Genomic DNA, 23,585 nt, shown 5'->3' on the forward strand with positions numbered 1-23,585 from the left:
CGGCCCGATGGCGGATCCAGGTCAGACCTTAGGCACGCCTCTCGGCGGCGCGGCGGGGTCCAAAGTGGACAACCGCGGCCAATGGCTGACCCGATCCGGGGCGTGCGCCGACTCCCGCGCACCCGAGGGGTCGCGTCTGGAGGGGTTGCCTCTTACAGGAGTTCCGTCACGGCCCAGACCGCGGCGCTCGACGCGACCACGGTCGCCGCCCTGAGGAAGGCCAGCCTGTGCCGGTCCTCGCGGGAGAACCGTTCCAGCGCGCGCCGGGTGTTCTCCACCGACACGGAGACGTCGCCCAGGGCGTCGCAGAGCGAAACGGCCCTGCGGCGCGTGAGGCCGCCGTCCACGAGGAGTTCGACGACGCGGTCCTCGGGGACCGCACCGCTGGCGACGGAGCCGCCCAGTTCGAGCCCCCTGCGCAGGCCCGGGTCCTCGTGGACCCGGGCGAGCAGGAAGTGCGCGTACTCCTGGCGGTGGCGGAACCCGCAGAGGTCCGCGTCCGCTCCGGGGCGCAGTTCCGGCGGTATCCGGTTCGCCAGTCGCAGGAGTACGTCGCCCGGCGTTCCCGGGTCGAACACCGAGCAGAGGACGGCGTCCACGCTGTTGAGCGCGCCGGCCATCGCCGCGGCCTCCCGCTCCCGGCCCGGGTCGACGGCACATTCGACGACCGCGAGCGGGCCACTGGCGTACGCGCGGGAAGAAGCGGCCTCGATCCACACAGGAAACTGCACGGTGTTCTTTCCCTTCGGAACGCCGGCTGGGGTGCCCTTTACACGCCACCGCCTCCTTTTTACGTCATCCTTGTGCTCTTTCGGCTGACCGAAAGAGAGAGGAGAGCATCCGAAAGGGATAAGTGGGCAGCGGGGACGGACTGCAAAGCTGGTTCGAGCGCCCTGCCCGCGCACCCCATGGGGCGGGCACGAGTGCGGCAGCGCCCCGGCATTTTCAGAGAAGGCCGCGAACATGAACACCACAGGAGAGGCGGCACCTGCCGCATCGGCCCGGCCGACGAAACGGCGATACCGCCGCGTCACCCCGGAGCGGATCGTCATCGGATCCGGAGAGGAACGGCGTTCGTACCAGGTCCTCGCCGAGCATCTGCTCCAGAACCTGCGGAGGAAGCGCTCGGCGGCCGTTCCGCTGCCTCAGGAGATCGCCCGGCGCTACTGCGTTCCGGTGGCGACGGCCCAGTTCGTGCGCCGCGCCGCGGTGACCCGGCTGCGCCCCCCGCTCCCGCCGCTGCCCCAGCCCACGCGTCCGCCGCGGCGTCCCGCGGTACGGAAAAAGAATGCCACCCCGGCCAGAGGGAATGGGGGGGACCTTCCGGCGACCGGGGTGGCTCATGAAGAACTCTGACAGATACATCCCGCCGGGGAAAGACGGTCGCGCGCAATTCCGCGAAATGGGGACTTTGGTCCCGGCAGCACCGCCCGGCGAAATGCGACGAAGGATGCGGCAGGCGGACAACTGTCCCCCTTTCGCATCTTCGCCGCGGCTGCGCTCCGTGCGAGGTTGAGGCCGGTCCCAGTGAAGCCGCCTTTCGACGAGGCGCACCGGATTAAGGACGCGACCCATGACCTTCCCCCAGATATCCTCCGCCGCCCGGAACGAAGCGCTGCTGAAGGCGAACGCCGTACGGCGCGAACGCCAGGTGGTCCTCGCCGCGCTGAAGAGCGGCAAGATCACCCTTGAGCAGGTCTTCGACCGCGACGACCACCCCGTCATCGCCAGGACCCGGGTCCGCCGCGTGCTCGAATCGCTGCCCGGTGTGGGCAAGGTACGCGCCGACCGCTGCCTGGACGAGTGCGGCATCTGGGAGAAGCGGCGGGTCCAGGGCCTCAGCCCGCGCCAGCGCACCGCCCTCCTGTCCCGCTTCCCCGCGGGCTCCGGCGAGGCCTCGGCCGACGGCTGACGCGACGGCCGCGGTTCAGCGCAGCACGCCGCCCGTTCGCCGGTGGCGCGACGGACGGGCTTCAGGGGACGGGGTGTTGGCGCCGGAGAGGTGGTCCAGCATCCCGCGCACGAGACACGAGTCGACGACCACGCCCCCCGCGGCCACCGTGCGCACGGCGTAGTGCAGGTCCGCCGGCCCCGAGGCCTTCAGGAGCAGTCCGCGGATGCCGAGGGCCCAGGCGGCGAGCAGGATCGGCTGGTCGGCGTAGGAGGTCAGGGCCAGGATGAACGGCCGGCGGCGGCCCGCCTCGCGCAGTTGGCGGGCGACGGCCAGACCGCCCATGTCGGGCATCCGCAGGTCGATCACGAGGACGTCGGGCGAATGCACCGTCGCCAGGCTGAGGGCCTGCGCTCCGGACGAGGCGCAGCCGACCACGTCGATGTCCGGATCACACCTCAGCACCTCGGTCAGCCCGTCCAGGACGGCCTGTTCGTCGTCAGCCACCACCACGCGATACACGGATACGCCTCCACGCTCCCAGCGGAATCCGCTCGTTCCCAAGTGAACCGAGAGGCACGCTATGCGCATCCGCGCACCATTCCGAGAGGCCCTCGGGAGACATTCCACGGCGCAGGACCACGGTCGTCGACACTCCGGCGCGACGAAGGGTGACCGCTTCCGGCCTTCGGAGGATCGCTCATCGGGCGGACGGCGCAGGGCGGTTGGCGCAGGGGCGGACGGCGAGGGGGTGGACGGCAAGGGGGGTGGACGGCGAGGGGGGGAAGGGCTGCGGGGAGTGGGCCGGCCGCGGTCACCGGGCCGCGGCGAGGCTCCTGACCAGGCCGGTCTCGTTCGCGAGCAGCGCCGCCTGGGTCCGGTTGTCGAGGTGGAGCTTGTTCAGGAGCCGTGACACGTACGTCTTCACACTAGCCCGGGAGAGCCGCAGCTCCTCCGCGATCTGCGCGTTCTCCAGGCCCTGGCCCAGCAGCCGCAGGACGTGCCGCTCGCTCTCGTTGAGCAGCGCGACCCGGTGGTGGGACCTGGAGAACTGGGGCTGGGACCTGCGCATCCCGTCGTTCAGCAACTCGCCGAACGTCTCCGGCGCGACGGCGCAGCCGCCGGCCAGCACGTGGCGCAGGACCGCTCGCAGCAGATCGGGACCCATGGACTTGGTGACCAGGGCGCTCGCGCTCGAGAGCAGCGCCTCGTCCAGGCCGTCGGTGACGGGATCGCCCGTCATCAGAACGATCTTGGGGAAGTCCGGGCTGTCCCTGCGGCCGCGGTCCGGCTGGAGGCCGAGGGACTGTGCCAGCCGGATGTCGATCAGCATCACCCGGGCGCCGCTGCTGCGCATGAGCCGCGCGGTCTCCTGACGGTTGCCGGCCTCGGCCACCACCTCGAAGTCCGGGAGGCAGCCGAGCACGTTGCGGAGCCCGGTCCGGAAGACCGCCTCACCATCGGCGATGAGGACGGTGGTGCGCGGGGAGGCGTCGGATTTCCGCTGGTCAATTCCGTACGCGGAGGCTGTCGAGGTCATGCGCCGAGTCTCACCGACCGACACTTAGCGACGACGTAATCGACGCTTAAGAACCCATAACCCGCCTCACCTTCCGGCCCGCGTCAGTGCGCGCAGCTCTCCCTCCGTGCCGTTGAAGCGGTTGCGGTCGTAGGGGCCGGGGGCGCCCTTGAACGAACCCTTGGCCGTGTACTGCCAGATCTGGTGCTCGTTCCACGCGCCGGGCAATTCGCCCGCGGTGGAGGTGTTGTAGCGGGCGGTCCACAGCGGGTTGTCGCGGAACTGGGTGCCGCTCCCCATGCAGCGGTTCCACCAGGACGTGGACGTGTAGATCACGGCGTCCTTGCCCGTCGCCGCCTTGTAGGTCTCGAGGAACCTCTTCGTCCACCAGCGCAGCTCCGCCGGCTCCCTGTCGTAGCAGCCGTCGCCACCCTCTGAGGCCTCGAGGTCGAGCACGCCGGGAAGGGTCCTCCCGTCCGCCGACCAGCGGCCGCCGTTGGAGAGGAAGTACCGGGCCTGCGCCGCCCCGTTCGACAGGTCGGGGCGCGCGAAGTGGTACGCGCCCACCAGCAGCCCGGCCTTCCTCGCCCCGGCCACCTGCGCCGCCCGGTGGGGGTTCTCGTACCCGGTGCCCTCGGTCGCCTTGACGTAGGCGAACCGCACCCCGGCCTTCGCCATCGCCGGCCAGGGAACGTCCCTGCCCTGGTAGGAGGCGACGTCCACGCCTTCGACCCCGGTCGGCGCGGACCGTGCCCGGCCCCCCTGACCGCCCGGATCCGCCCATGCCGGCCCGGTCGCGAGAGTGACGGCGACCAATGCCACCGCCAGTGCCGCTCCCGTGCTCCTGCCACCCGCCACTGTGCCCGCCCGTCCTCTTGCGCGATCCAACCGCCAACGCCCAAAATCAACCAGCTGATCAGCGGCGGAGCACGGCCCTGAAGGTTGACATCGGCTCCCGCAGGACCCGCTCGGGACGGTCGAAGGCGGGTATCCCTCAAGGGCCGGACGCGTTGCCGGACGAGTTGCCCTCTTTGGCAGACCGTGCGTCATCGGCAGACGGCTCACGGCGGCGCGACGGGTCCTTAGATTGAGCCGAGTGAAGATCAGTCGGTTCATCTTCCCCGCGGGCGACCAGCCCGCCCGGGTCTACCACGCACGCCGCCTGCTGCTCGTCGGCGTCCTGTCCATGTCGGTGGGGATGGTGGCGGTGACGCCCTGGCGCCAGCCCCCGTCCACCGAGGCCGCGCAGGTGCGCACGCCCGTACTGACCCTGCCGGGCCCGCCGATGCGGGAGGTGGGGTCGGAGGTCGACCTGACGTCCGACGAACCCCTGGAGGACGCGGACGCCGAAGCCGGCGCCGACGGGGCCGAAGGGGAGGGCGAGGACGCGGGCGAGCCCGGAGGCACCGGCGAGAGCGGCGCCGAAGGCGGCGACGGGCCCGCCCTCCCGGATCCCGCCGCGTCCGCGACCCCGCCCCCGGCCCGCTCCTCCTCGACGGGGAAGCCGGCGTCCGGCGCCACCGCCGAGAAGCCGGGCGGCACCACGGCGAAGCCCTGCCCCACGCCCTCGCAGCCCTCGCAGCCCTCGCAGCCCTCCAAGCCCCAGCCGTCCCCCACTCCCCCGCCCTCCACTCCGCCGCCGGCGGGCACGGGAACGCTGAAAGCGGGCGACTCCGGTCCGCGGGTCTCCCGGCTCCAGGAATTCCTGTTCCTCCAGGGCTTCACTTTCGTGCGGGTGACCGGGCTGTACGACGACGCGACGGTGCGCGGAGTGGCCAAACTGCAAAGCGACCGCGGCATCACCGGTGACCCGTCCGGAGTGTTCGGCCCTCACACCGCCGCCCGGGTGGGACAGTTCTGAGCACGCGATACGGGCACCGGCATTCATCTTTCGGATGATGCAGGTATCCCTTTAGACGAAAAAGTGCGCCCACCTTGTCTACATACGCTGAGACGGCCCCCAGTCCGCTCCTCCGGAGAGAACAGGCCAGCAGTGAATCAAGGTGCTCCCACATCGCACGGCCAGCCCCAGAAAAGGCGGTCCGCCCCTTCCTGGCACCGGCGCGTACTGGGTGACATACGAGTTCCCACCCGCATTCTGATCGTGGCGCTCGTCCCCCTTCTGGCGGCACTCGGATTCGCCGGACTCCGTATCGAGAACGCACTGTCCAGTGCCGACCGGTACCGCGTGATCACCCAGATCGCCGGAACGGCGCGTACGGGTACGGAACTCATCGACGCGCTGGCCCAGGAACGTGACATCGCCGTCGACACGCGTGCCAAGAACACCCTCGGCGATCCGTCGGACACCGCCGGGCGCTCGTACACGGACGCAAAGGCGAAGGCATTCCAGGAGGATCTGGACCGCCTCCCGCAGGGGGTCGGCATGGAGCGCCAGCAACTGGTGACCCGTACCGCGCTGGAAACCGTGGTCAAGCTGCGCAAGCTGGCCGACTCCCCCGCTCCGCGCGCCGAGGTGGAGGTCGGCTACGGCGGCGTCATCGTCTCGGTCGCCAGTCTCTACAACCAGGTGGGCGGCATCGGCGACAACGCCCGCGCCGCGGGCTGGACGCTCTACACCATCGCCATGAACCGGATCGGGCTCACCAGCCAGCGCTCGGTGCTCTCCAGCGCCGCCAAGGCGGGCAAGCTCAACGTCGGCCAGCAGGCCAACGTCCTCGCCTCCCAGCTGGTGCGCGACATCACCGCGATGGACTTCCAGCTGTACGCCTCCCACCGCGAGGTCGACGCCTTCCTCGCCGGTACCGAGTCGGAACCGTCCCGCCGCCTGGTGGCGGCGGTCCACACGCTCAACGGCTCGACGAAGGAAGTGCCCCTCACCGAGTTCCTGCCGGCCTCCTGGTACGAGGACTTCACCCGCCTCGACGGCGAGTTGAAGCAGCTGCAGACCCAGGTCGAGGACCGGATCATCGCGGCCGCCAAGGAGCAGAAGCAGGAGGCCAGCGACCAGGTGATCCGCGACGCGGTCATCGCCGGTCTCGTGCTCGTCCTCGCAGGCCTCATCGTCGCCCTGACCTCGCGTCACCTCGTACGCGGCCTGCGCTGGCTGCGGACGGGCGCGGTCCGGGTCGCCGACGAGCACCTGCCCGAGGTCACCCGCCACCTGTCGGCCGGGCAGGCCCTGCCGGAGGCGCTCGAGGGCAGGGTCCTCAAGGCCCGGACCCGCGACGAGCTGGGCGACGTGGCCCGCGCCTTCGACCAGGTCTACCTGGAGGCCGTACGCCTCGCGCGCGAGCAGGCCTCGATCCGCAAGGACGTCAACCTCTTCTTCCAGAACCTGTCGCGGCGCAACCAGGCCCTGGTCCACAAGCAGCTCGCCCTGATCACCGAGCTGGAGCACACCGAACGCGAACCCGGCGAGCTGTCCAAACTGTTCCAGCTCGACCACCTCGCCACCCGGATCCGGCGCAACAGCGAGAACCTGCTGGTCCTGGCGGGCGCGGAGATCAGCGCGGAGCGGCGCGAGACGACCGGCCTGCTGGACCTGCTGCGGACCGCCGCCTCGGAGATCGAGGAGTACCAGCGCGTCACGTGCCACGCCATCCCCGACACCGGGGTGGTGGGCTACGCCGCCGACGACCTCGTGCACCTGCTCGCGGAACTCCTCGACAACGCCACCTCCTTCTCCAGCCCGGACACCTGGGTGGTCGTCAGCGGCCAGCAGACCCCCGACGGCCGCGTCCTGCTCGAGGTCCGCGACAGCGGCATCGGCATGAGCGAGAGCCAGCTCGCGGCCGCGCGTGAGGTCCTGGACCCGACCGTGCGCAGGACGGGCGACCTCAACGAGTCCATGGGCCTGTACGTCGTCAGCTCCCTGGCGCACAAGCACGGAGCGGAGATCCGCCTGTACCCCAACCTGCCGACCGGCCTGGTGGCGGCGCTGGTCCTGCCGCAGGGCCTGCTCGGTCCGGTGGGGTCGCCGCCCGCCCAGGATCCGGCGCCCGCCCGGCTCACCGCGCACCGGCCGCAGGCCATCGCGGCGGCACGGACCGACGCCGGTACGTCCGCCACCGCGCAGATCCCGCAGGTCCCGCAGGCCCATGCGGTCGCCCCGGCTCCCGCCGCTCCGGCTCCGGCTCCCTTCCCGGCGCCGATCCCGGCGGCTGCCCCGGCCCCGGCGCCCATCCCGGTGCAGCAGCCGGCGCCGGCACCCACGCCGACCGCGGGTGCGGCGGCCGCCCCGGGGGCGCCGCTCACCGAGTCCGGGCTGCCCGTGCGCAACCGCCGGGTCCGCTCCGGCAGTTTCGGCGAGGGCCCGCAGTCGGCCCCGAGGGGGGCCGCGCACCCGGACCCCGCCGAGATCCGCCGCCGGATGAAGGTGCTGAGCGAGGGCATCGCCAACGGCGCCGCGGCAGCGGAGGACGAGCACCGTGGCTGACTCCGTCCTGACCGGCCGGCGGACGACGAGGAACCATGCCCCGGCACCGCGTTGACCCGGCCCGCGGCAGCGCGCCGACGCCGCTGCTCCCGAGGCCCTACGCGATCACCGGCGGCCGTACCGAGATCCGGCTCGACATCGCCATCGAGGCGCTGGTCGTCACGAACGCGGTGCACGGGCAGCGCGGCAGCCAGCCCGAGCACGACGCGATCCTCGTCCGCTGCGTCGAGCCGACGTCCGTGGCGGAGCTCTCCGCCCTGCTTCGCGTGCCGATCGGCGTCGCCCGTGTCCTCGTCGCGGACCTGGCCTCCCTGGGGCTGGTCTCGGTGTCGGGATCAGCCGGTGACGCCCCGTCCGTAGCTCTGATGGAAAGGGTCCTCAGTGGACTACACAGCCTCTGACCCGGCGCGCCCGGCGTTCGACGAGCTGCAGTCGGCGAAGATCGTCGTGGCCGGCGGGTTCGGGGTGGGCAAGACCACCCTGATCGGCGCCATCTCCGAGATCGACCCGCTGCGGACCGAGGCCGCCATGACGGCCGCGTCCGAGGGCATCGACGACCTCAGCCGCGTCCGGGGCAAGCGCACGACCACGGTGGCCGTGGACTTCGGCCGGGTCACCCTCGACCGGAGCCTGGTGCTGTACCTGTTCGGCACGCCGGGCCAGGACCGCTTCTGGTTCATGTGGGACGACCTGGTGCGCGGTTCCATCGGGGCCGTCGTGCTCGTCGACAGCCGCCGGCTCGCCGACTCCTTCGCGGCGGTCGACTACTTCGAGGAACGCGGGCTGCCGTTCGTCGTCGCACTGAACGGCTTCGACGGCGAGCACCCGTTCACGGTCTCCGAAGTGCGGTCGGCCCTGCGCATCGGCGCCGAGGTGCCCGTCCTGCCCATCGACGCCCGGCACCTCCAGGAGGTTCAGCTGGCCCTGATCAGACTGGTCGAGCACGCGTTGTTGGCGCGCCTCGCCGCACCGGGAGGGGACTGTCCTCCATCGGCACCGTCCTGATTCCCTTTGGTGGGGCCACCGGCCGCGAGGCGCTGCGAGCCTGGCATCGCATGCCGAGAAGCCGATGGGGGCACCACATGTCACAGACCGTTGACCTCGACCGCTGCTGGCGGCTGCTGGCGGTCAGCAGCCGGGGTTCGCACGACCTCGTCAAGCTGGGCAGCTCGTGTGCCTTCGACGTCGAGATCGTCCCCGACAAGGGAGCGTTCCTGCAGGGGCGCAGGCGCTGGCGCCGGATCCCGGCCCACACCCCGACCCGGGTGGACACCCTCGTCCCCTGGGCGCGGGGCGCCGTCCCGGCGGTGAACATCGCGTGGACGACACCCGAAGGCGTGCGCTGGCGGGCGGTCGTCCGCGCCCGCTGAAACGCGCGGCACCGTCCGCGCCCGCGCCACGAGGGCCCGGGCGGAGAAAGTGATGATGAAAGAGATCTACAAGCTGCTCCGGCGCCGCACCGCCTACGTGTGCGGCGGCGAGCACCATCCGCGTCGGCAGGGGATGGTGGACGCCGGGCTGGCCGTGCTGGTGGCGGCGTCCAGCTGCGCACTGCTCACGCGCGTCCACGCCACGGGACTCGTCGGCTCGTACGCCGCCAGCTGCGTCGTCGCCGCGGCCGGCGCGGCGGGCCTGATGTGGCGCCGCAGCCGCCCGGAACTGTCGGTGGCGGTGGCCGTCGCCGCCACGCTCGCCTCCGACGAGAACGGGGCGCTCCTGGCCGCCTCGTACGCGGTCGGGCTGTACGGACGCAGACACCGGGCGCTGATCGTGGCGCTGGCGACGCTGGTGTACGTGGGCACGCGGACGTCCGTCGGCGGATTCGTCGACGATCCGGGGTGGCGGCTGTACGTGGTCGTGCTGACCATCTGGCTGCCCGCGCTCTTCGGCCAGTTCGTGCGCCGCCAGCGCCTGCTGAAGGAGCGGCTGGACCAGCGGCTCTCGCAGGTCGAGTCCTCGGTGGACCAGGCGGTGCGCTTCGCGATCCTGGAGCAGCGCACCCGGCTCGCGTTCGAGGTGCACGACACGGTCGGCCACCACGCCACGCACCTGATGCTCCGCGCGTCCGGGGCCCGGCGGCTGCCGGGTCTCACCTCCGAGGCGGAGCAGGCGATCACCGAGTTGCAGGACGGGGCGGTCCTCGTCATGCGGGAACTGCGGCAGGTCATCGACGTGCTGCGCGAGGACGGCCCGCAGGACGGTCTCGGCGGGCGGGTCAGCTGCGGGGAGTTCCTCGAAAGCCTGACCAGGAACATGCGGGCCGTGGGGATGGACGCCTCGTACGGCGTGCGCGGCACGGTGCGGGCGCTCGGCGCACGCGGCGAGTCCCTGCTGCTGCGGGTGTGCCGCGAGGCGCTGACCAACGCGGCGAAACACGCGCCGGGTGCGCCGGTCCGGATGGAACTCGTCTTCGACGCGCACTCGGCGGCCCTGGTCGTCCGCAACGGGCCTCCCCCGCACCGGCGGAGCACGGACGAGCCGGCCGGACTAGGGCTGACGAGCCTGCGGCAGGCGGTCACCGAGGCGGGCGGCCGGTTCCGCGCCGGACCCGCCGAGGACGGGGGATTCCGGGTGGACGCCTCCGTACCGGCCGACGGGCGCGTTTGACACCCGGCGACGTACGAGGGTCACCCTTTGGCCCGCTTTTCTGCTGAGCAGCACCCCTAGCATTCCGAATAAAACGGACGGAATGACGTCCATATTTTTCGATCATACCGAGAGAGATCCAGAAAGAATGAAGTCGACACCCCAGGACCAGGACATGATCGGTGCAGCCGGCACGGAATTCGACTGGGACGGCGCCGTGTGCGCCCAGATCGACCCCGAACTGTTCTTCCCTGAACTGGGCGGCACGACCCATCACGCGAAAGCGGCGTGCGCACGGTGCCCGCGCGTGCAGCAGTGCCTGGACTACGCGTTGAGCAACGACGAGCGCTACGGCGTCTGGGGCGGCCTCTCGGTCCGCGAGCGCCACACCCTGGTCGCGTCGGCGCGCCGCGGGACGGGGCGGACCGCCGGGTCCGCCGAGCACCTCGACGGCTGAGCCGCACACGCCCCGCGGAGAACCACCATGATCACTCGTAGGATTTCCCTCCGTCAGATTCCCGACGACTCGGCCGTCCACACGGTCACGGCGACCTTCGTCTACTCCCCCCTCAGGCCGCTCGAAGTACGCCTTTCGCTGCCGGGTTCGGTCGGACTCGCGCGCACGGACTGGGTGTTCGCACGCGATCTGCTGCTCTCCGGAGTTCGCGGGCCGACGGGCGTGGGCGCGGTCTCGATCTGGCCCGGCCCCGGCGAATCCGGGACCCACCTCTACATCGCGCTGTCCGACCGGGACGACTGCGCCTTGTTCCGTACGGACCGCGACGAGCTCACCGTGTGGCTGCTGCGCACGCTGGCCCTGGTCCCCCGCGACCAGGAGGCGTGCCACCTGGGGGTCGACGAACTGATCGACCGGCTACTGGCCCGCTGACCCGGCGCACGGGTCCGCCGCTTCCGGCACGCGGACGGCCGGAGCCGCTTTCAGCCGTCTCGCCTGCGGGACTTCCGCCACGGGCCCCGGCGGGCGCGCCCGCGGTCGGCTCCTCGTTCGGCGCTCCGTCGGCCCGCGCCGAGGAACACCATGACCACGGCCGCCGAGGCGGCCAGCGCGACCAGGGTCAGAACGGTACCGAGGTAGCGGTGGGCCAGCTCGAACCCGCGCTCCTCGCCGAGATGGTCCATGGAGAACACGATCATCACCACGCGCAGGGAGTTGGCGAGGCAGAAGATGCCGGCGCCGATCGTCAAGCCGGTGAGCGCCCGCGTGGCGCGGCCCACGCCGGACACTGCGAGGATCCACAGCGCCGCCAGGACCGGCAGCACGCCCAGGATGTACGCGGAGGTGCATTCGTCGGTGATGCGCAGGCCGTGCGCCTGCCCGTTGGAGAGGTCGAAGTAGAACGCGGTCGAACCCCCCGAATGGCGCGCCGGCAGCCCGAGCAGCGCCGTCGTCAGCCGGGAGGCGACGAGCGCCTCGAGCACGCGGATCTGGTCCGCGACGCGGAAGACGCCGACCGAGAGGGCGACCAGGCTCAGGGCCAGTGGTATGCGGAAGGCCAGGTCGGCCCGGCTTCGGGCCGGTCGCGGGGAGGGGGTGCTTGCAGTGGCTACGGACACCGTGCTTCTTCCTTGGTGTGGCCTCACGGCCGTGGGCTACGCGTGCGGAGCAGGCGGCAGGACGGCGCGGGGCTGAAACGTCTCGGCGCCGTCGAAACGCCGGGCGCCCGCCGGCACCGGGGTGAGCGCCGGGGTCCCTACCGTGGCCGCGGGCGGCAGTTCGTGGGTCTTCTCCGCCGTCAGGCCGAGGCTCTCGCCCGCGGTGCGTGCCGTTTTCGCCCACCCGTTGCGGCCGAGGATCATCCGGCCCACGGCCCGCCATGCCGCCGCGTAGGCCACGTAGTTGGCGATGAGCAGCGTGTGTCCGAGGAGAAGGGACTTGAAGATGCCGAATCCGCGGTCACGGCGGTAGTAGAAGTACCCGGCCATGTGCATGGGGAAGAACGACAGGAAGTAGTAGACGGCGCTCGTGAAGGCGAGCTGGGACACCGATCCACCGAATTGGATGAACCCGATCTCGTTTCCGGTGGCGAGCTGCGTCACCATCATCACCAGCGCGACGTGGAAGATGACGGACCACGGCAGGGTCAGCGCCCACGGCACGAGCAGGTAGAGCGTGATTTCCAGCGCGGCCAGATTGCTGACGTGGGGAGCCGACCACAGCTTCGGAATGTTGCGTCCGGCCATCATGTGGCCCTGGAACCAGCGCGTGCGCTGCCGTACCAGCCGGCCCCAGGAGTCCACGGCCTCCTGGGTGACCCAGGCCCGGCTGGTGGTCTGTAGCGCCCAGCCGTCGATGCTGAGGCTCACCGCGAGCTCCAGGTCCTCGGTGAGGGAGGCGTTCCACGGGGGCCGGCCGAGTCCGGTCAGGGCGCTCAGCCGGGTGAACTGGGCGTTGCCGCCCAGGCTCACGGACCGGGAGTAGTTGCGGCCGAACTGAGAGGTGGCGGACAGTCCCCAGAACTCCAGGTCCTGGATGCGGGTGATGAGCTGGCTCCGGTTGCGGATGCGCACGGGAAGCTGGACGCCGCCCACCGCGCGGTCGGAGAAGAGTGCGGTCACGTGGACGAAGGCGCCGTTGGACAGCTGTCCGTCGGCGTCCATGACGCACACCAGGGTGTCGTCCGGGTCCAGTCCTCGCCGGTCCACGTCCTTCAGGATCCACTGGTATCCGTCGTTGAGCGCCTCACCCTTGCCCTTGCGGGCGTTGGGCAGCACACGCGTGACGATGGAGACGCCCGCGTCGCCCGCCGACCGGACGGCCTGTGCGGTGGCGTCGTCGGAGCCGTCGTCGACGACGACGATGCGGGCGTGCGGAACCTGCTCGCGCAACGCCGACACCGTACGGCCGATGACCGATTCCTCGTTCAGGCAGCCGATGAGGAAGTAGACGTCCATCTGGCTGTCGGCCCTGCCGGCACGGTCCAGCGCCCGTCGGCCCCGCCTCGCCCGGCCCTTGCGCTGCTCCGTGCGGGAGAAGACCACGCCCGGGACCATCGCGGCGATGAAGTAGGAGAGGCCGAACGCCATCACCACGGAGGTGACCGCCTGGAACAGGAACAAGAGCAATCTGATCACCCAGCGAAACGGGGAGGGGAGGAACCGGCGCGCTACGGCGACACGTCAGCGGGTGCGGGCCTTGATGAGGCGCGACCTCAGGACGAGGGCCGTGCCGGCCGCGACCACGACGAGCGCCAGCGCGGCGAACACCATCATCGAACCGGTGCCCGTGGCGGCCAGCAGACCGCCGCCGGCCAGACCTGCGGTGGGGGCCGTCACATTCCCGTCGTACATCGAGGCTCCTCGTCCGGAAGGGGTGCGCCTCAACTATTGCCCACGGCCGCCGGTGGAGCAGCGGCACAAAGGATGACTGTGCGCCGCGCAGGAGAGCAAGCGCGCTTCCTTGGGTGACGGGCGTACGACGCGCCAGGCTTACGGTTCCTCGGCCGGCCGGCCCTGGGCGGGGGTCTGCACGGGGAAGTCGAAGTAGGTGTCGGGGAAGGGCTCGTTCAGGAGCGTGTAGTGCCACCACTCCTCCGGCAGGTTCTTGAAGCCGGCCTGCTCCAGGGTGCTCTTCAGGAGCAGCCGGTTGGCCCTCTGCTCCCCCTGGATCCGCCCGTCGAGGGTGTGCGAGAGGGTGTCGAAGCAGTCGAAGCCGGTGCCCATGTCGACGGAGTCGTCCGGCGAGCGCTCCTCCTGCGGGGCGAAGCACGGGGTGAGCGGGCGGTCCGGGTCGTAGGGCGGGGTCGGCGGCGCGGGGAGCTTCACCAGGGTCAGGTCGACGGTGCTGCCGCGGCTGTGGCCGGACTTCTCGGCGATGTAACCGCCCTCGAACAGCCGGGTCTTGCCGACCCGCGGGTAGTACTCCGCCTTCATGGCCTGGTCGTCGAGGTCCTTGGCCCAGGCGACGAAGTGGTCCACGGCCCGTTGCGGCCGGTAGCAGTCGTAGACCTTGAGCGAGTAGCCCCGCTTCAGCAGCGCGCGCTGGGCCTGGTGCAGGGCCGAGGCCGCCGGACGGGTGAGGATGCAGGACGGTTCGAGGTAGCCGTCCACCGGTTCGCCCAGGAAGTTGCGCGCGGTGGTGTAGCGGATCTCCTGGCGGATGGTGGGGTCGACGGCGGCGAGAGGGACGAATTCCGCGGGCAGTTTCGACTCCGTCGCCGCGGCGGGTGCGGGGGGCGGGGCCGCGGCGCCGGTCAGGGCGAGGACGGCCGCGGTGGACAGGGCCAGCGCGCCGGCGAGATGTGCGTGGTAGGACATCCGTCCATTGATCCCTTGGACCGGCCGGCGGCGCCATCCCCCTTTCGGTGACTTCGGCGAACGGCCGATGACCCGGGGTCTCAGGAGAAGGCGTACGCGACGCCGCCCAGGGCCAGCGCGAGCACCGCGAACACGGGCATCAGGACCCGCTGTTCGACCCAGGAGCCGGCCGCGAAGCGCATCGGGCCGGGCGGACCGAGCGGGAACCACAGACGGCCCCGGATGGGCAGCGGCCACAGGACGGGGCAGCCCGATATCGTCAGCGCGTCGCCCAGGCAGTGCACCACGGCGCCGAGCGCCACGGGCAGGCCGAGCCACATGAGTTCCTGGCCCGGAGCGGTGAAGAGCCAGTCGCCGCCGAGCCCCGGCCGGTGCAGCAGGTCGGCCAGCAGCCATGCGGCCGCCGCGCCCAGCAGCCAGACCAGAACGCGGCTGGAGGACCGTGCCGCCTTCCAGAGCAGTCCTTCCACGCCGAGGACGAGGTGGACGAAGAGCACCCCGAACACGGCCCAGCGGCCGCCGAACGAGGCCGCGTGCGAGACGAGGAAGCCGAGGGTGACGGCGAAGAGCGCGGTATGGGTGAGCGTGCGGTGGCCGCCGGTGCGCGCGGGGTCCTCGGGCCCCCGGGTGCTGCTGTACACGGCGTGGGACAGGATGCCGATGGCCTTCGACAGCCAGGCCGAGAGCGGACCGAACGACCGCGAGATGGTGGCGGCGGGATGGTCCAGGTCGGGCGCGAGCGCCGCCCCCGCGCAGATGATCGCACCGCCCACCAGGACGGGCCACGGCATGGCGTGCCCGCCGGCGGCGGCCAGCGCTCCGAACCCGGCCCAGGCGGCCGCTCCTGACAACGCGTGCGCGGGACCCAGCACGTGGTTCTCTTCTCTCTGGTGATGGCGGTGTGTGCGGTGTGAGCGGTGTGCGGCGTGTGCGTCACTTGCCGACGAGGTGCGCGAGACCGGCGACCGCGGCGGCGAGCACGCCCAGGGCCAGGTAGCCCGGCATGGAGGCGCGGTCGTGGAACGCCAGCGGAACGCAGGTCAGCGCGATGATCACCGCGACGTGTGCCACTCTGTGCGCGATCGTGCGGCGCATGGCCCTTCCCCGTGACGCGAGACCCTCAGATGATCAACAGCGTGAGCCTAGGCGCGCGGACCCCGCCCGGGACCGGCCGGAAGTGGAGGAGAAGTCTCCATAGTGAGGGGATCCGTCCGGGGCCCCCGTCCGGGGCTCCCCTCCGGGACCGGAACCCGCGCCCAAGGCCGCAGCACGTGGGAGCGTGGCGGGCCGCCGCGGTCGGTCCGGTGGGCGACGATCACCTGCCCCTCGTGGTGGACGAGCCGCGGAGTACCCACCGCGCCGGCCGCGGTGAGCCGCTGCCAAGGGGCCGGCTCCGGCCGTCCGAGCAGGGCCAGGGGCCGTACGTACACGCCGCCCGCCCAGTCGGTCGCGGCGACCAGCGGTGCGGGGCCGGTGGCGGCCGCGAGGGCCTGACCGGCGATCTCGCCGACCGGGTGGGGCAGCACGCCCCAGACGGCGCCGGGGGCGGCGCGGTGGCCGACCTCGATCCGCGCGCTGCCTGCCGGGCGGTGGAGCAGGGCGAGGGTCCCGTTCGGAAGGGCCAGCGGGACCGGGCAGCCACCGGTGGGCAGGCCGATCCGCACCTGGTGGAACAACAGTCCTTCAGAGTCCGCCAGTTGACGCCAGATCAGCACTTCGTCCCGGGCGTTTCCCACGACCTCCACGAGGCCGTCTGCGCCGACCACGGTGTGGAGCGGACCCTGGAGTCCGCGGCCACCGAGGTCGCGCCAGGGGCCCCACCGGCCGTCCGGAGCGGCCGTACGGCTGCTCAGACCGGTGCCGTGGTTGCGGACGAAGAGGTGGACACGGCCGAGTCCGTCGCGGGCGACGCCCGGCATGCCGATACCGCGCCCCTTGTACCAGGCGTGCCCGTCATGGGGGTTGCCCAGGGAGATCCACGGTCCGAAGCCGGCCGCCCGGCCGGGGTCCTCGCGGGCGGTGAGCACCTCCAGGCGGTGCCGGCGCGGGTCGGGGTCCAGGTGTCTGCGGACCGCGAACAGTTGCGCCGCGGCGCCCGGATGCCCGTCGGCGCCGACCGCCGCGGCGTACGGAAGGACCGGACCGTCGGCGTCGAGCGGCCGGGGCGCGTCCCAGCCGTCGCCCGGGTCCTGCCCGGCGGTCCACAGCACCGGCTCCGAGCCTTCGACCCCGAACGCGGCGAGCCGTCCCGACGCCAGGTGGACCAGGGCCAGTTCGCCGCCCGGATACCGGGATGCGCAGCTGGTGCCGTACGGCTTCTTGGCGGTGGCGGCGCCGATCTTCCGGTCGCCGGGGTGGCCGGGGGTACCGGCGCCGTAGACGGACAGGACGCGGTGCTTGTCCGCGAGGTCGGCCGGGGCGAGGTTCGCGGCCCAGTCCCGGTTGCCGTAGCCGCGGTAGCCGACCACGGTGCAGCGAGGCTCCTCGGGGGTGCCCCGCAGGGCGTCCAGGGCGGCCAGGGCGTAGTGCGCGGCGGGTGCGTGGTCGGGGTGGTCGCGGGGCTCGCGCTCCCCGGTGGTCCGGTCCACGGTGCTGTCGGGGAACGGGTCCATGACCCGCAGCACGGTCGGCGGCCACGCGGTGAGGAAGCCCGCCAGCGCCTGGACGACCTGTTCACCGGTGCAGGTCTGTGCCGCGGGCAGCAGCGACCCGGCGGGCACCAGTACGGACTTCCGTGCGGCCGAACCGTCCCACAGCTCGGCGAAACCCATGGAGCGTCCGGCGCCGTCGCGTTTGGCCAGCGAGAGGAAGACCAGCCGTATGTGGGGCGCCGCCCGCAGGGTGGCGGTCTCGGCCGTCAGCCCCGCGGCGGTTTCCAGGAGGGTGCGGTCCCAGGGGGCGCAGCGGTCACCGGTGGCCATGTAGGCGTACGCGGCCAGCACTCCGTCGATGCGTGCGGCAGCGTACGCGGCGTGGTCCGCGGGCAGGTCGTGGTAGCCGGGAGTGCCCCGGGGCGCGTTGCGGCCGTCGGCCTCCCCCGCCGCCAGGTAGACGGTGACGACGGCGGCGCCGGAGCGCAGCGCGTGCATCAGGTCCGGATTCATGAAGTACAGGTCGTCGTCGAGGTGGCAGCACACCTGGACGTGGACCGGACGGGGATCGGGGCCGGAGGGGTTCGGGTAGGTCGGAGGGGTCATGACAGTTCGGTCACCACCACCGACAGGTCGTTGTCCGCGGTGTAGTAGGGGCGTGCGGCGATCCGGGTGGGTTCGCCGCCGTACCGGAAGAGGTCGACGGAGGCGGTCTCCTCGACGATCAGCTCCGGGAACCGGTGGGGCGTCTTGCGGTTGATGACGTCGTCGAGGATCCGGCCGACCCGGGTCGGTTCGGGCTCCGACTCCCAGGACAGGAAGACGTCCCAGTTCTCCTGCCGGAGCACCCGGTTGTGCAGGAGTTCCTCGGCCGGGATCCGGCAGTCGAAGTCCTCCCCGGCGAGCGTGACCGCCCCGATGACGAGCGAGGTGCGCGGGGTCTGGCGGCGGCGCAGGACCAGGAGCGGGGCGCTGCGTGCGGGCCACGAGCCGAAGAGCCGCCCCTGAAGGGTCAGGGTGTCGCGCCGGAACCCGATCCCGGTGATCTCGGCGTGCCGGATCCTGCGCCACGACCGCAGCGCGAGGTGGCCGTCGTCGGTGCGGTAGGGGATGGTGTGGCAGACCTCGCCCAGGTGGGGCCGCCGCGCGGCGGCGAGGAGCTCGCGGCCGTCGACGTGGCCGGCACGCAGCCGGGTGCGCCGGCCCCGGCCGTCCACCAGGTACACGTCCCACCGCCCGCTGCCCAGACGGGCCAGGTCCGCGGGCCCCACGACGGCGGTCAGCGCGGAGGCGGGCGGCCGGCGCAGGCTGACGCGCAGGGTCTCGCCGGTGTCGCCGGGGTGCCTTTTGCGGCCGCGCAGTTCGAGGGCCGTGGCGCCCGCGGGCGCGGGCGTGACGAGGACGACGGCGCCATCGGCGCCGACCAGGCAGTCGGCCACTCCGGCCTTGCCCGGGGCGGACCCCGCGCCCGGGGACGAGGACGGGGACGGAGACGGGGACGGAGGCGAAGCAGCGGCGGCGCCCGTCACCGGTTCGCGGTGTCCGGTCCGCGCCGGGCCGTTCTCACCGGAGACGGCGCCCCGGCCCCGCAGCGCCTGCCCGAGCCGGCGGACCACCGCGCCGCCGGTGCGCCGGCCGCTCTCGGCCCGGTCCGGGCGGGCGGCCCGGGCCTGCCGGAGCACCTGCGCGAAGTCCCGGGCCACCGCGCTCGGGTCGTAGCGGCGCCCGGCCTCCAGCGCGGCGGCGCCCATGACCCGGCGCTGCGCGGCCGAGGCCATCAGGGCGGCCAGTGCGTCGGCGACCGCTCCCACGTCGTTGACCGGGGTGAGCACCCCGCCCACGCCGTGCCGGATGATCTCGCGGGGTCCCACGGGGCAGTCGGTGGCCACCACCGGCACACCCGCGCGCATGGCCTCGACCAGGGTCAGACCGAAGGACTCGCTCTCGGAGGTGGACACCGCGACGGAGGCCTTGCTCCACTCCGGCTCCAGCGGAACGGTTCGCCCCATCAGGAACACCTGGTTGTGCAGGCCGAGTTCGGCGACCAACCGGACCAGGTCGGCACGCAGCGGCCCGGTTCCGTGGATGCGCAGCTGCCAGTCGGGGAACTGCTCGGCGATCCGCCGCCAGGCCCGGACCAGTACGTCGTACCGCTTGCCGGGGACGAGCCGGCCGGCGGCCATCACGATACGGGTGTCCCCGCGCGACGGCGGGAAGGGCGAGGCGGGCACGGCGTTGGGCAGGACGTGGACCCGGTCCTCGATCCCGGGTATCCCCCCGCGCAGCCCCGTCGCGTCCGCCTCGGTCAGGGCGAGGACGGCGTCGACCTCGGGGTAGGCCTCGGCCATCGCCTCTCGGACGCCCGGCGGCACCGAGTCCCAGGTCATGTGCTCCTGGGTGATCTTCAGGGCGGAGGCGGGGGCCAGCCGCGCGACGCACAGGTTCAGACCCGGCCGGGTGCCGACCACCGCCTGGGCGTCGCATCCGGCCAGGTAGCGGCGGATCCGCTCGTCGTCGGCGAGGCTGTAGCGGCGGTAGTTCGGCTCCTCCGGCGGGATGAGCGCGGAAGGCCGGCCGGCCGAGTCCGGCTCCGCGGAGCCGCCGAGGTCGACCGCGTCGGCGAGTGCGAGGACCTCGACGTCCCGGCCCAGGAGCGGCGGGGACGCGGTGGCGGCGCGAGAGCCCAGGACCGAGACGACGCGCACGTGATGGTCGGCGGCCAGGGCATTGGCCAGGTTGAACACCGCGCGGTTGGTACCGCCGACGCCGAAGGCGTCCTGGACGAGGAAGGTGGTTCTCATGGGGCGCTCGGCTTCTCGTAGGGGCTGGGCACGGGGAAGTAGGCACCCAGGAAGGCGTTCAGGAGCCGGCTCTGTCCGGCGATCTCCGCCGGCTCGCTGGCGGAGTCGTTGATGCAGAAGGCGTCCTGGTCCCGGCGGTGCAGCAGCCGCTGGAGCTCCTGCCCTACGGCGGCGTCGTCGAGCTGGACGTAGCGGTAGCGCAGGTCGGCCGGAAGGGCGGCCGCGCCGTGGTACGCGTAGTGCTGGTAGAGGGAGGAGGCGATGGAGATGTCGGTGAGGCTGCGCAGCCGGCTCGCGGCGGTCCGGGCGTGCTCCTCCTCGAACTCCCGTTCCAGCGCGGCCAGGAGGCTGCGCCGCAAGGCGTACGGCACGTGCTTCATCTTCGACACCAGCGTGCGGCCGTACGTGCGCTCGATGAGCCGCCTGTTGTTCTTCGCGGCGACGGAGGTGGGCGGATCGTCGGGCGTCGGATCCCCGAAGGGGACCTTGGCCGGCGAGGGGAAGAACTTCGTCAGCCCGTTCGGGTGGAAGAAGGCGTGCGGGGGCAGCGGGCGCCCGATGAACATGTCGTCGTTGAAGTAGAGGAAGTGCTCCGCGAGCCCGGGAATCCGGTGGAGCTGGCTCTCGATGGCGTGGCTGTTGAACGTGGGCAGGTGGGCGGGGTCGGCGAAGATCTCCCGGTGGTCGACGATCCGCACCCGCCCGTCGTGCCCGGCCTGGTCGTCGAACCACACGGGGGTCTGCCGGTCGGTCACGATGAAGATCCGCCGGACCCAGGGCAGGAAGAGGTAGACCGACCGCAGGCTGTACTTGAGCTCGTCCCGGGAGATGTAGCGGGCCGCGCTCGCACCGTCGGCGTGATAGCTGCTGCCGTCGGCCGCCGCACGCCGCTCCTGCCACTGCGGATCCTGGCCGTCGACCCACGTGTAGACCAGGTCGATGGGGAAGGGCATCTCGTCGGGCAGACGTACGTCGAACTCCGGCCGGCTGCGCCGCGGGCGCAGTACCCGTCGCTCGCCCGCGAGCCGGGTGAAACGCTCTCCGGCGAGCACCACCGGCTCGAGAGCGGTGTCCACCCGGTCGGCCGCGCGGTTGGGGCGGGGCGCCAGCAGCACCTCGGCCCCGGGCTGCGCGTCGGTGCCCGCGCCGCTCGGCGCGGCACCCTCCTCCTGGTCCCCCTCCTTCCAGAACTCCACGTCGCAGCCGGACTCCGCCCCGTGGACCAAGGTCTGGCCGGGCACCGTACGGAACCACACGACGCGCACCACGTCCCCCCGGCAGACGGCCCGCCACCCGCCCTGGTCACCCGGTTCGACGACCGTCCTCGCGCCCGCCGAGAGCCCGGCGCCGGGCCGGGCCAGATAGCCTCGGCTCGCCGCCAGTTCACGCTGGAGGAGCGCGAGCACCGCCGCCTTGTCCCTGACGGGCACTCCGATGGCGGAAGCACGGTCGTCCTGGCCGCTCACGGCGAAGTGGTCGATCCCCGAGCTCTCCAGCAGCCGCGTGACGGCCAGGCAGTTCAGCTCACGGGCGCCCAGCGGCGTGAGCCCGGGGTGCGTCCGCACCCACCGCAGCCGCATGTCCACGGCCATCTGCGTCACCGCGGGCGCCTGCTGCTCGTGGGGTTCGCCGTGCATCGGATGCCTCTCGTGTGGTCGCGCGGGTCTGCGGTGCCGACGCCTCGTAGGCGCTGGGCACGGGGAAGTAGCGGGCGAGCAGACCCCCGACGAGTTCGCCCTGCTCCTGCCGGTTCAGCTCCGCGGACGCTCCCGGGTGGGTGTCGTTGAGGCAGAAGACGTCCCGGTCGCGGCGCGCCAGCAGCTGGTTGGCGCGCCGTGTGGCCCCGGGGCTCGCGCTGTCGATGTAGGCGTAGCGCAGCCGTCCGGGGGTGCTGCGGCCGGTGTGGTAGCCGTAGTAGTGGCACAGGGACGACACCACGGACAGGTCGTCGGGGCCGCGGAAGCGTGCGGCGGCGGTGGCGGCGAACTCCCGCGGGTGGCGCTGCTCCAGCTCCTGGAGGACATCGCGGCGCAGGGCGTGCGGTACGTGCTTCATCTTGCGCGTGGGCACGGTGCCGAAGGCCCCGTGGATCAGCCTCCTGCCGTTCTCCCCGGCCAGGGCGACCGGCGAGCGGGGCGTACTGCTGGGGCCGAGCGGCAGCACGGCCGTGGAGGGGTGGAAGTAGGCCGTGCCGTTGCTCTGGAAGAACGCGTTCGGGGAGAGGAGCCGCCCGAGGAAGACGTCGTCGTTGAAGTAGAGGAAGTGCTGCGACAGTCCGGGGACGTGGTGGAGCCGGCTCTCGATCGCATGCGAGTTGAAGGTGGGCAGCACGCTCGGGTCGTCGAAGATCTCGCGGTGGTCGACGACGCTCAGCCGCGGGTGTGCGGTGTTGAGCCAGGACGGCGTCTGACCGGCGGTGACGAGGTGGACGTGGCGCACCCACGGCGCGTGCTGTTCCAGTGAGCGCAGCGAGTAGCGCAGTTCGTCGCGGCTCTCGAAGCGGGCGGGCGAGTCCGCCTCGGGGTGCAGCGGGCCGGCCCGGCGCCGGGCCAGCTCGCGGCGGGCGCGCCAGTCGGGGTCGCTGCCGTCGACCCAGGTGTAGACGACGTCGACGGGGAAGGGAACGTCCTCCGGGAGGCGTACGGCGAACTTCGGGATGGTGGTCATCAGCGGCCGGTCCCCGCCACCGGGTATCAGCCGGTCGGCGGACACGCACACCAGCGGTTCCGTCTCCGCGACCTCGTCGGACACCCGGTTCGGGCGGGGGGCCCGCAGCATCGCGCCGTGCGGGTGCGGGTCCGGTTCGTCGGCCGGCCTGGGCTCGTCGTGTCCGGCCTGCGGCACCACCGTCCAGAACTCCACGTCGCAGCCGTATCCGGGCCCGAACACCAGGTTCCCGCCCGAGTCGCACCAGAAGTGGGCCAGCCGCACCACGTCGCTGCGCTCCAGCGCCCGCCAGGTACGTGCGCTTCCACCGGGCCGCAGCCGGCCGGTACCGCCGGTGCGGCGCACGGCGGCGACGTAGCCGAGGTGGTCGCGGCACGCCGAGCGCAGCGCCTCGGCCGCCTTGTGCCGGTCCTCGGCGCGCACGGCGACGGTGGTCGAGCGGTGGGAGGTGCCCCGGACGCAGAAGTACCAGACGGAGGCGGCCTCCAGGGCCTCGCACACCGTGCGCAGGTTCGCGGCGCGGGCCGCCGACGGAGAGGCCCCGTACCGCATCACCCGGCAGGCCCGGGCCCGCCCGCCCACCGCCAGCACCCGCCGCCCCCGGCCGTGGGCGCGGGCGCCCCAGGCCAGCCGGACGGCGGCGCGGTGGGCCGGCACACGAAAGTCGGCCATGCGTGCGCAGCGGCGCTTGGCCCGCTCGCGAAGGGCCGGACGCACCGTGTCGGCCAGCCTGCTCCGCAGGGCGGCGGGCAGCAGCCGGTAGAGCGCCACCGGCCAGGCCCCTTCGGGGTTGCGGGGGGCCGTGCGGCCAGGCGCCATCTGTCTGTCTCTTCCGTTCACGGTCGGATGTCCGAGC

At 72.4% G+C, this 23,585-nt stretch carries 24 protein-coding genes; 10 read left to right on the forward strand and 14 right to left on the reverse strand.

The features are described from left to right. Positions 1 to 152: 152 nt before the first annotated feature. A complete protein-coding gene (locus ACTVZO_RS44015; RefSeq protein ID WP_443304218.1) occupies positions 153 to 731 on the reverse strand; it encodes a hypothetical protein in 579 nt (192 codons plus the stop codon). Between the two features lie 232 nt (positions 732 to 963). On the opposite strand from ACTVZO_RS44015, the gene ACTVZO_RS44020 reads away from it, so the two are divergent. Continuing rightward, a complete protein-coding gene (locus ACTVZO_RS44020) occupies positions 964 to 1,356 on the forward strand; it encodes a hypothetical protein (RefSeq protein WP_443304219.1) in 393 nt (130 codons plus the stop codon). Between the two features lie 217 nt (positions 1,357 to 1,573). After that, complete coding sequence (gene mihF, locus ACTVZO_RS44025; RefSeq protein ID WP_443304220.1) at positions 1,574 to 1,912, forward strand: integration host factor, actinobacterial type; 339 nt, start codon at positions 1,574 to 1,576, stop codon at positions 1,910 to 1,912. A 15-nt stretch (positions 1,913 to 1,927) separates the two neighbouring features. On the opposite strand, the gene ACTVZO_RS44030 is transcribed toward mihF, so the two are convergent. The 3 genes from ACTVZO_RS44030 to ACTVZO_RS44040 form a co-directional block, all read right to left on the reverse strand. Next, on the reverse strand, positions 1,928 to 2,398 hold the full coding sequence (locus tag ACTVZO_RS44030) for a response regulator (protein ID WP_443304221.1): 471 nt from the start codon (positions 2,396 to 2,398) through the stop codon (positions 1,928 to 1,930). A gap of 307 nt (positions 2,399 to 2,705) precedes the next feature. Continuing rightward, positions 2,706 to 3,431: a LuxR C-terminal-related transcriptional regulator gene (locus ACTVZO_RS44035; protein WP_443304222.1), complete on the reverse strand. Its 726-nt coding sequence runs from the start codon at positions 3,429 to 3,431 to the stop codon at positions 2,706 to 2,708. A gap of 66 nt (positions 3,432 to 3,497) precedes the next feature. Beyond that, positions 3,498 to 4,232 (reverse strand): GH25 family lysozyme, encoded by a 735-nt coding sequence (locus ACTVZO_RS44040; RefSeq protein WP_443304223.1) that lies wholly within the window; start codon positions 4,230 to 4,232, stop codon positions 3,498 to 3,500. 274 nt (positions 4,233 to 4,506) lie between these two features. Between ACTVZO_RS44040 and ACTVZO_RS44045 the strand changes: the two genes are divergently transcribed. From ACTVZO_RS44045 to ACTVZO_RS44080, 8 genes are all read left to right on the forward strand, one after another. Further along, positions 4,507 to 5,271, forward strand: coding sequence for a peptidoglycan-binding protein (locus ACTVZO_RS44045; RefSeq protein ID WP_443304224.1), 765 nt, complete (start codon positions 4,507 to 4,509; stop codon positions 5,269 to 5,271). Between the two features lie 243 nt (positions 5,272 to 5,514). Then, the gene (locus ACTVZO_RS44050; RefSeq protein WP_443304225.1) at positions 5,515 to 7,809 is read left to right on the forward strand and encodes a sensor histidine kinase; all 2,295 of its coding nucleotides are present in this window, start codon (positions 5,515 to 5,517) and stop codon (positions 7,807 to 7,809) included. A gap of 35 nt (positions 7,810 to 7,844) precedes the next feature. Beyond that, entirely contained in the window at positions 7,845 to 8,210 is a 366-nt protein-coding gene (locus tag ACTVZO_RS44055; protein ID WP_443304226.1) for a DUF742 domain-containing protein, read from the forward strand. Next, positions 8,191 to 8,814, forward strand: coding sequence for a GTP-binding protein (locus tag ACTVZO_RS44060; RefSeq protein ID WP_443304227.1), 624 nt, complete (start codon positions 8,191 to 8,193; stop codon positions 8,812 to 8,814). Before ACTVZO_RS44055 ends, ACTVZO_RS44060 begins: the two co-directional genes overlap by 20 nt. A 77-nt stretch (positions 8,815 to 8,891) precedes the next feature. Then, positions 8,892 to 9,179, forward strand: a complete 288-nt coding sequence (locus ACTVZO_RS44065) for a hypothetical protein (protein ID WP_443304228.1) — start codon at positions 8,892 to 8,894, stop codon at positions 9,177 to 9,179. 52 nt (positions 9,180 to 9,231) lie between these two features. Then, positions 9,232 to 10,416 carry a sensor histidine kinase gene (locus ACTVZO_RS44070; RefSeq protein ID WP_443304230.1) on the forward strand — a complete coding sequence of 395 codons (1,185 nt, stop codon included), beginning with the start codon at positions 9,232 to 9,234 and terminating at the stop codon, positions 10,414 to 10,416. A 127-nt stretch (positions 10,417 to 10,543) separates the two neighbouring features. Beyond that, positions 10,544 to 10,852, forward strand: a complete 309-nt coding sequence (locus tag ACTVZO_RS44075; protein ID WP_443304231.1) for a WhiB family transcriptional regulator — start codon at positions 10,544 to 10,546, stop codon at positions 10,850 to 10,852. Between the two features lie 27 nt (positions 10,853 to 10,879). Next, on the forward strand, positions 10,880 to 11,284 hold the full coding sequence (locus ACTVZO_RS44080) for an SsgA family sporulation/cell division regulator (RefSeq protein ID WP_443304232.1): 405 nt from the start codon (positions 10,880 to 10,882) through the stop codon (positions 11,282 to 11,284). A gap of 50 nt (positions 11,285 to 11,334) precedes the next feature. Here the strand turns inward: ACTVZO_RS44080 and ACTVZO_RS44085 are convergent, their stop codons facing one another. The 10 genes from ACTVZO_RS44085 to ACTVZO_RS44130 all read right to left on the reverse strand — a co-directional run bounded on the left by ACTVZO_RS44085 (position 11,335) and on the right by ACTVZO_RS44130 (position 23,548). Continuing rightward, complete coding sequence (locus ACTVZO_RS44085) at positions 11,335 to 11,970, reverse strand: exosortase/archaeosortase family protein (protein ID WP_443304233.1); 636 nt, start codon at positions 11,968 to 11,970, stop codon at positions 11,335 to 11,337. A 36-nt stretch (positions 11,971 to 12,006) separates the two neighbouring features. Further along, positions 12,007 to 13,488, reverse strand: coding sequence for a glycosyltransferase (locus ACTVZO_RS44090; RefSeq protein ID WP_443304235.1), 1,482 nt, complete (start codon positions 13,486 to 13,488; stop codon positions 12,007 to 12,009). Positions 13,489 to 13,533: 45 nt separating this feature from the next. After that, a complete protein-coding gene (locus tag ACTVZO_RS44095; protein ID WP_443304236.1) occupies positions 13,534 to 13,704 on the reverse strand; it encodes a hypothetical protein in 171 nt (56 codons plus the stop codon). A 138-nt stretch (positions 13,705 to 13,842) separates the two neighbouring features. Next, positions 13,843 to 14,670 carry a M15 family metallopeptidase gene (locus ACTVZO_RS44100; RefSeq protein WP_443304237.1) on the reverse strand — a complete coding sequence of 276 codons (828 nt, stop codon included), beginning with the start codon at positions 14,668 to 14,670 and terminating at the stop codon, positions 13,843 to 13,845. Positions 14,671 to 14,750: 80 nt separating this feature from the next. Beyond that, positions 14,751 to 15,542, reverse strand: coding sequence for a metal-dependent hydrolase (locus ACTVZO_RS44105; RefSeq protein ID WP_443304238.1), 792 nt, complete (start codon positions 15,540 to 15,542; stop codon positions 14,751 to 14,753). A gap of 61 nt (positions 15,543 to 15,603) precedes the next feature. After that, positions 15,604 to 15,765, reverse strand: coding sequence for a hypothetical protein (locus tag ACTVZO_RS44110; RefSeq protein WP_443304239.1), 162 nt, complete (start codon positions 15,763 to 15,765; stop codon positions 15,604 to 15,606). A gap of 47 nt (positions 15,766 to 15,812) precedes the next feature. Further along, complete coding sequence (locus ACTVZO_RS44115) at positions 15,813 to 17,867, reverse strand: hypothetical protein (protein WP_443304240.1); 2,055 nt, start codon at positions 17,865 to 17,867, stop codon at positions 15,813 to 15,815. Continuing rightward, the gene (locus tag ACTVZO_RS44120; protein WP_443304241.1) at positions 17,864 to 20,062 is read right to left on the reverse strand and encodes a glycosyltransferase; all 2,199 of its coding nucleotides are present in this window, start codon (positions 20,060 to 20,062) and stop codon (positions 17,864 to 17,866) included. Before ACTVZO_RS44120 ends, ACTVZO_RS44115 begins: the two co-directional genes overlap by 4 nt. Continuing rightward, positions 20,059 to 21,699 carry a stealth family protein gene (locus ACTVZO_RS44125; RefSeq protein ID WP_443304242.1) on the reverse strand — a complete coding sequence of 547 codons (1,641 nt, stop codon included), beginning with the start codon at positions 21,697 to 21,699 and terminating at the stop codon, positions 20,059 to 20,061. The genes ACTVZO_RS44120 and ACTVZO_RS44125 overlap by 4 nt, the downstream gene beginning before the upstream one ends. Then, positions 21,587 to 23,548: a stealth conserved region 3 domain-containing protein gene (locus tag ACTVZO_RS44130; RefSeq protein WP_443304243.1), complete on the reverse strand. Its 1,962-nt coding sequence runs from the start codon at positions 23,546 to 23,548 to the stop codon at positions 21,587 to 21,589. The genes ACTVZO_RS44125 and ACTVZO_RS44130 overlap by 113 nt, the downstream gene beginning before the upstream one ends. Positions 23,549 to 23,585: the final 37 nt, after the last annotated feature.

Origin of the sequence: Streptomyces sp. IBSNAI002, assembly GCF_052244475.1 — a bacterium.
Taxonomy (GTDB): domain Bacteria; phylum Actinomycetota; class Actinomycetes; order Streptomycetales; family Streptomycetaceae; genus Streptomyces.

What these genes read in the sequence shown, in the direction of transcription:
- ACTVZO_RS44020 (WP_443304219.1), top strand. Translation starts at nt 964, where the DNA reads ATGAACACCACAGGAGAGGCGGCACCTGCCGCATCGGCCCGGCCGACG.
- mihF (WP_443304220.1), top strand. Translation starts at nt 1,574, where the DNA reads ATGACCTTCCCCCAGATATCCTCCGCCGCCCGGAACGAAGCGCTGCTG.
- ACTVZO_RS44035 (WP_443304222.1), bottom strand. Translation starts at nt 3,431, where the DNA reads ATGACCTCGACAGCCTCCGCGTACGGAATTGACCAGCGGAAATCCGAC.
- ACTVZO_RS44055 (WP_443304226.1), top strand. Translation starts at nt 7,845, where the DNA reads ATGCCCCGGCACCGCGTTGACCCGGCCCGCGGCAGCGCGCCGACGCCG.
- ACTVZO_RS44065 (WP_443304228.1), top strand. Translation starts at nt 8,892, where the DNA reads ATGTCACAGACCGTTGACCTCGACCGCTGCTGGCGGCTGCTGGCGGTC.
- ACTVZO_RS44070 (WP_443304230.1), top strand. Translation starts at nt 9,232, where the DNA reads ATGATGAAAGAGATCTACAAGCTGCTCCGGCGCCGCACCGCCTACGTG.
- ACTVZO_RS44075 (WP_443304231.1), top strand. Translation starts at nt 10,544, where the DNA reads ATGAAGTCGACACCCCAGGACCAGGACATGATCGGTGCAGCCGGCACG.
- ACTVZO_RS44080 (WP_443304232.1), top strand. Translation starts at nt 10,880, where the DNA reads ATGATCACTCGTAGGATTTCCCTCCGTCAGATTCCCGACGACTCGGCC.
- ACTVZO_RS44095 (WP_443304236.1), bottom strand. Translation starts at nt 13,704, where the DNA reads ATGTACGACGGGAATGTGACGGCCCCCACCGCAGGTCTGGCCGGCGGC.
- ACTVZO_RS44100 (WP_443304237.1), bottom strand. Translation starts at nt 14,670, where the DNA reads ATGTCCTACCACGCACATCTCGCCGGCGCGCTGGCCCTGTCCACCGCG.
- ACTVZO_RS44110 (WP_443304239.1), bottom strand. Translation starts at nt 15,765, where the DNA reads ATGCGCCGCACGATCGCGCACAGAGTGGCACACGTCGCGGTGATCATC.
- ACTVZO_RS44115 (WP_443304240.1), bottom strand. Translation starts at nt 17,867, where the DNA reads ATGACCCCTCCGACCTACCCGAACCCCTCCGGCCCCGATCCCCGTCCG.
- ACTVZO_RS44120 (WP_443304241.1), bottom strand. Translation starts at nt 20,062, where the DNA reads ATGAGAACCACCTTCCTCGTCCAGGACGCCTTCGGCGTCGGCGGTACC.
- ACTVZO_RS44125 (WP_443304242.1), bottom strand. Translation starts at nt 21,699, where the DNA reads ATGCACGGCGAACCCCACGAGCAGCAGGCGCCCGCGGTGACGCAGATG.
- ACTVZO_RS44130 (WP_443304243.1), bottom strand. Translation starts at nt 23,548, where the DNA reads ATGGCGCCTGGCCGCACGGCCCCCCGCAACCCCGAAGGGGCCTGGCCG.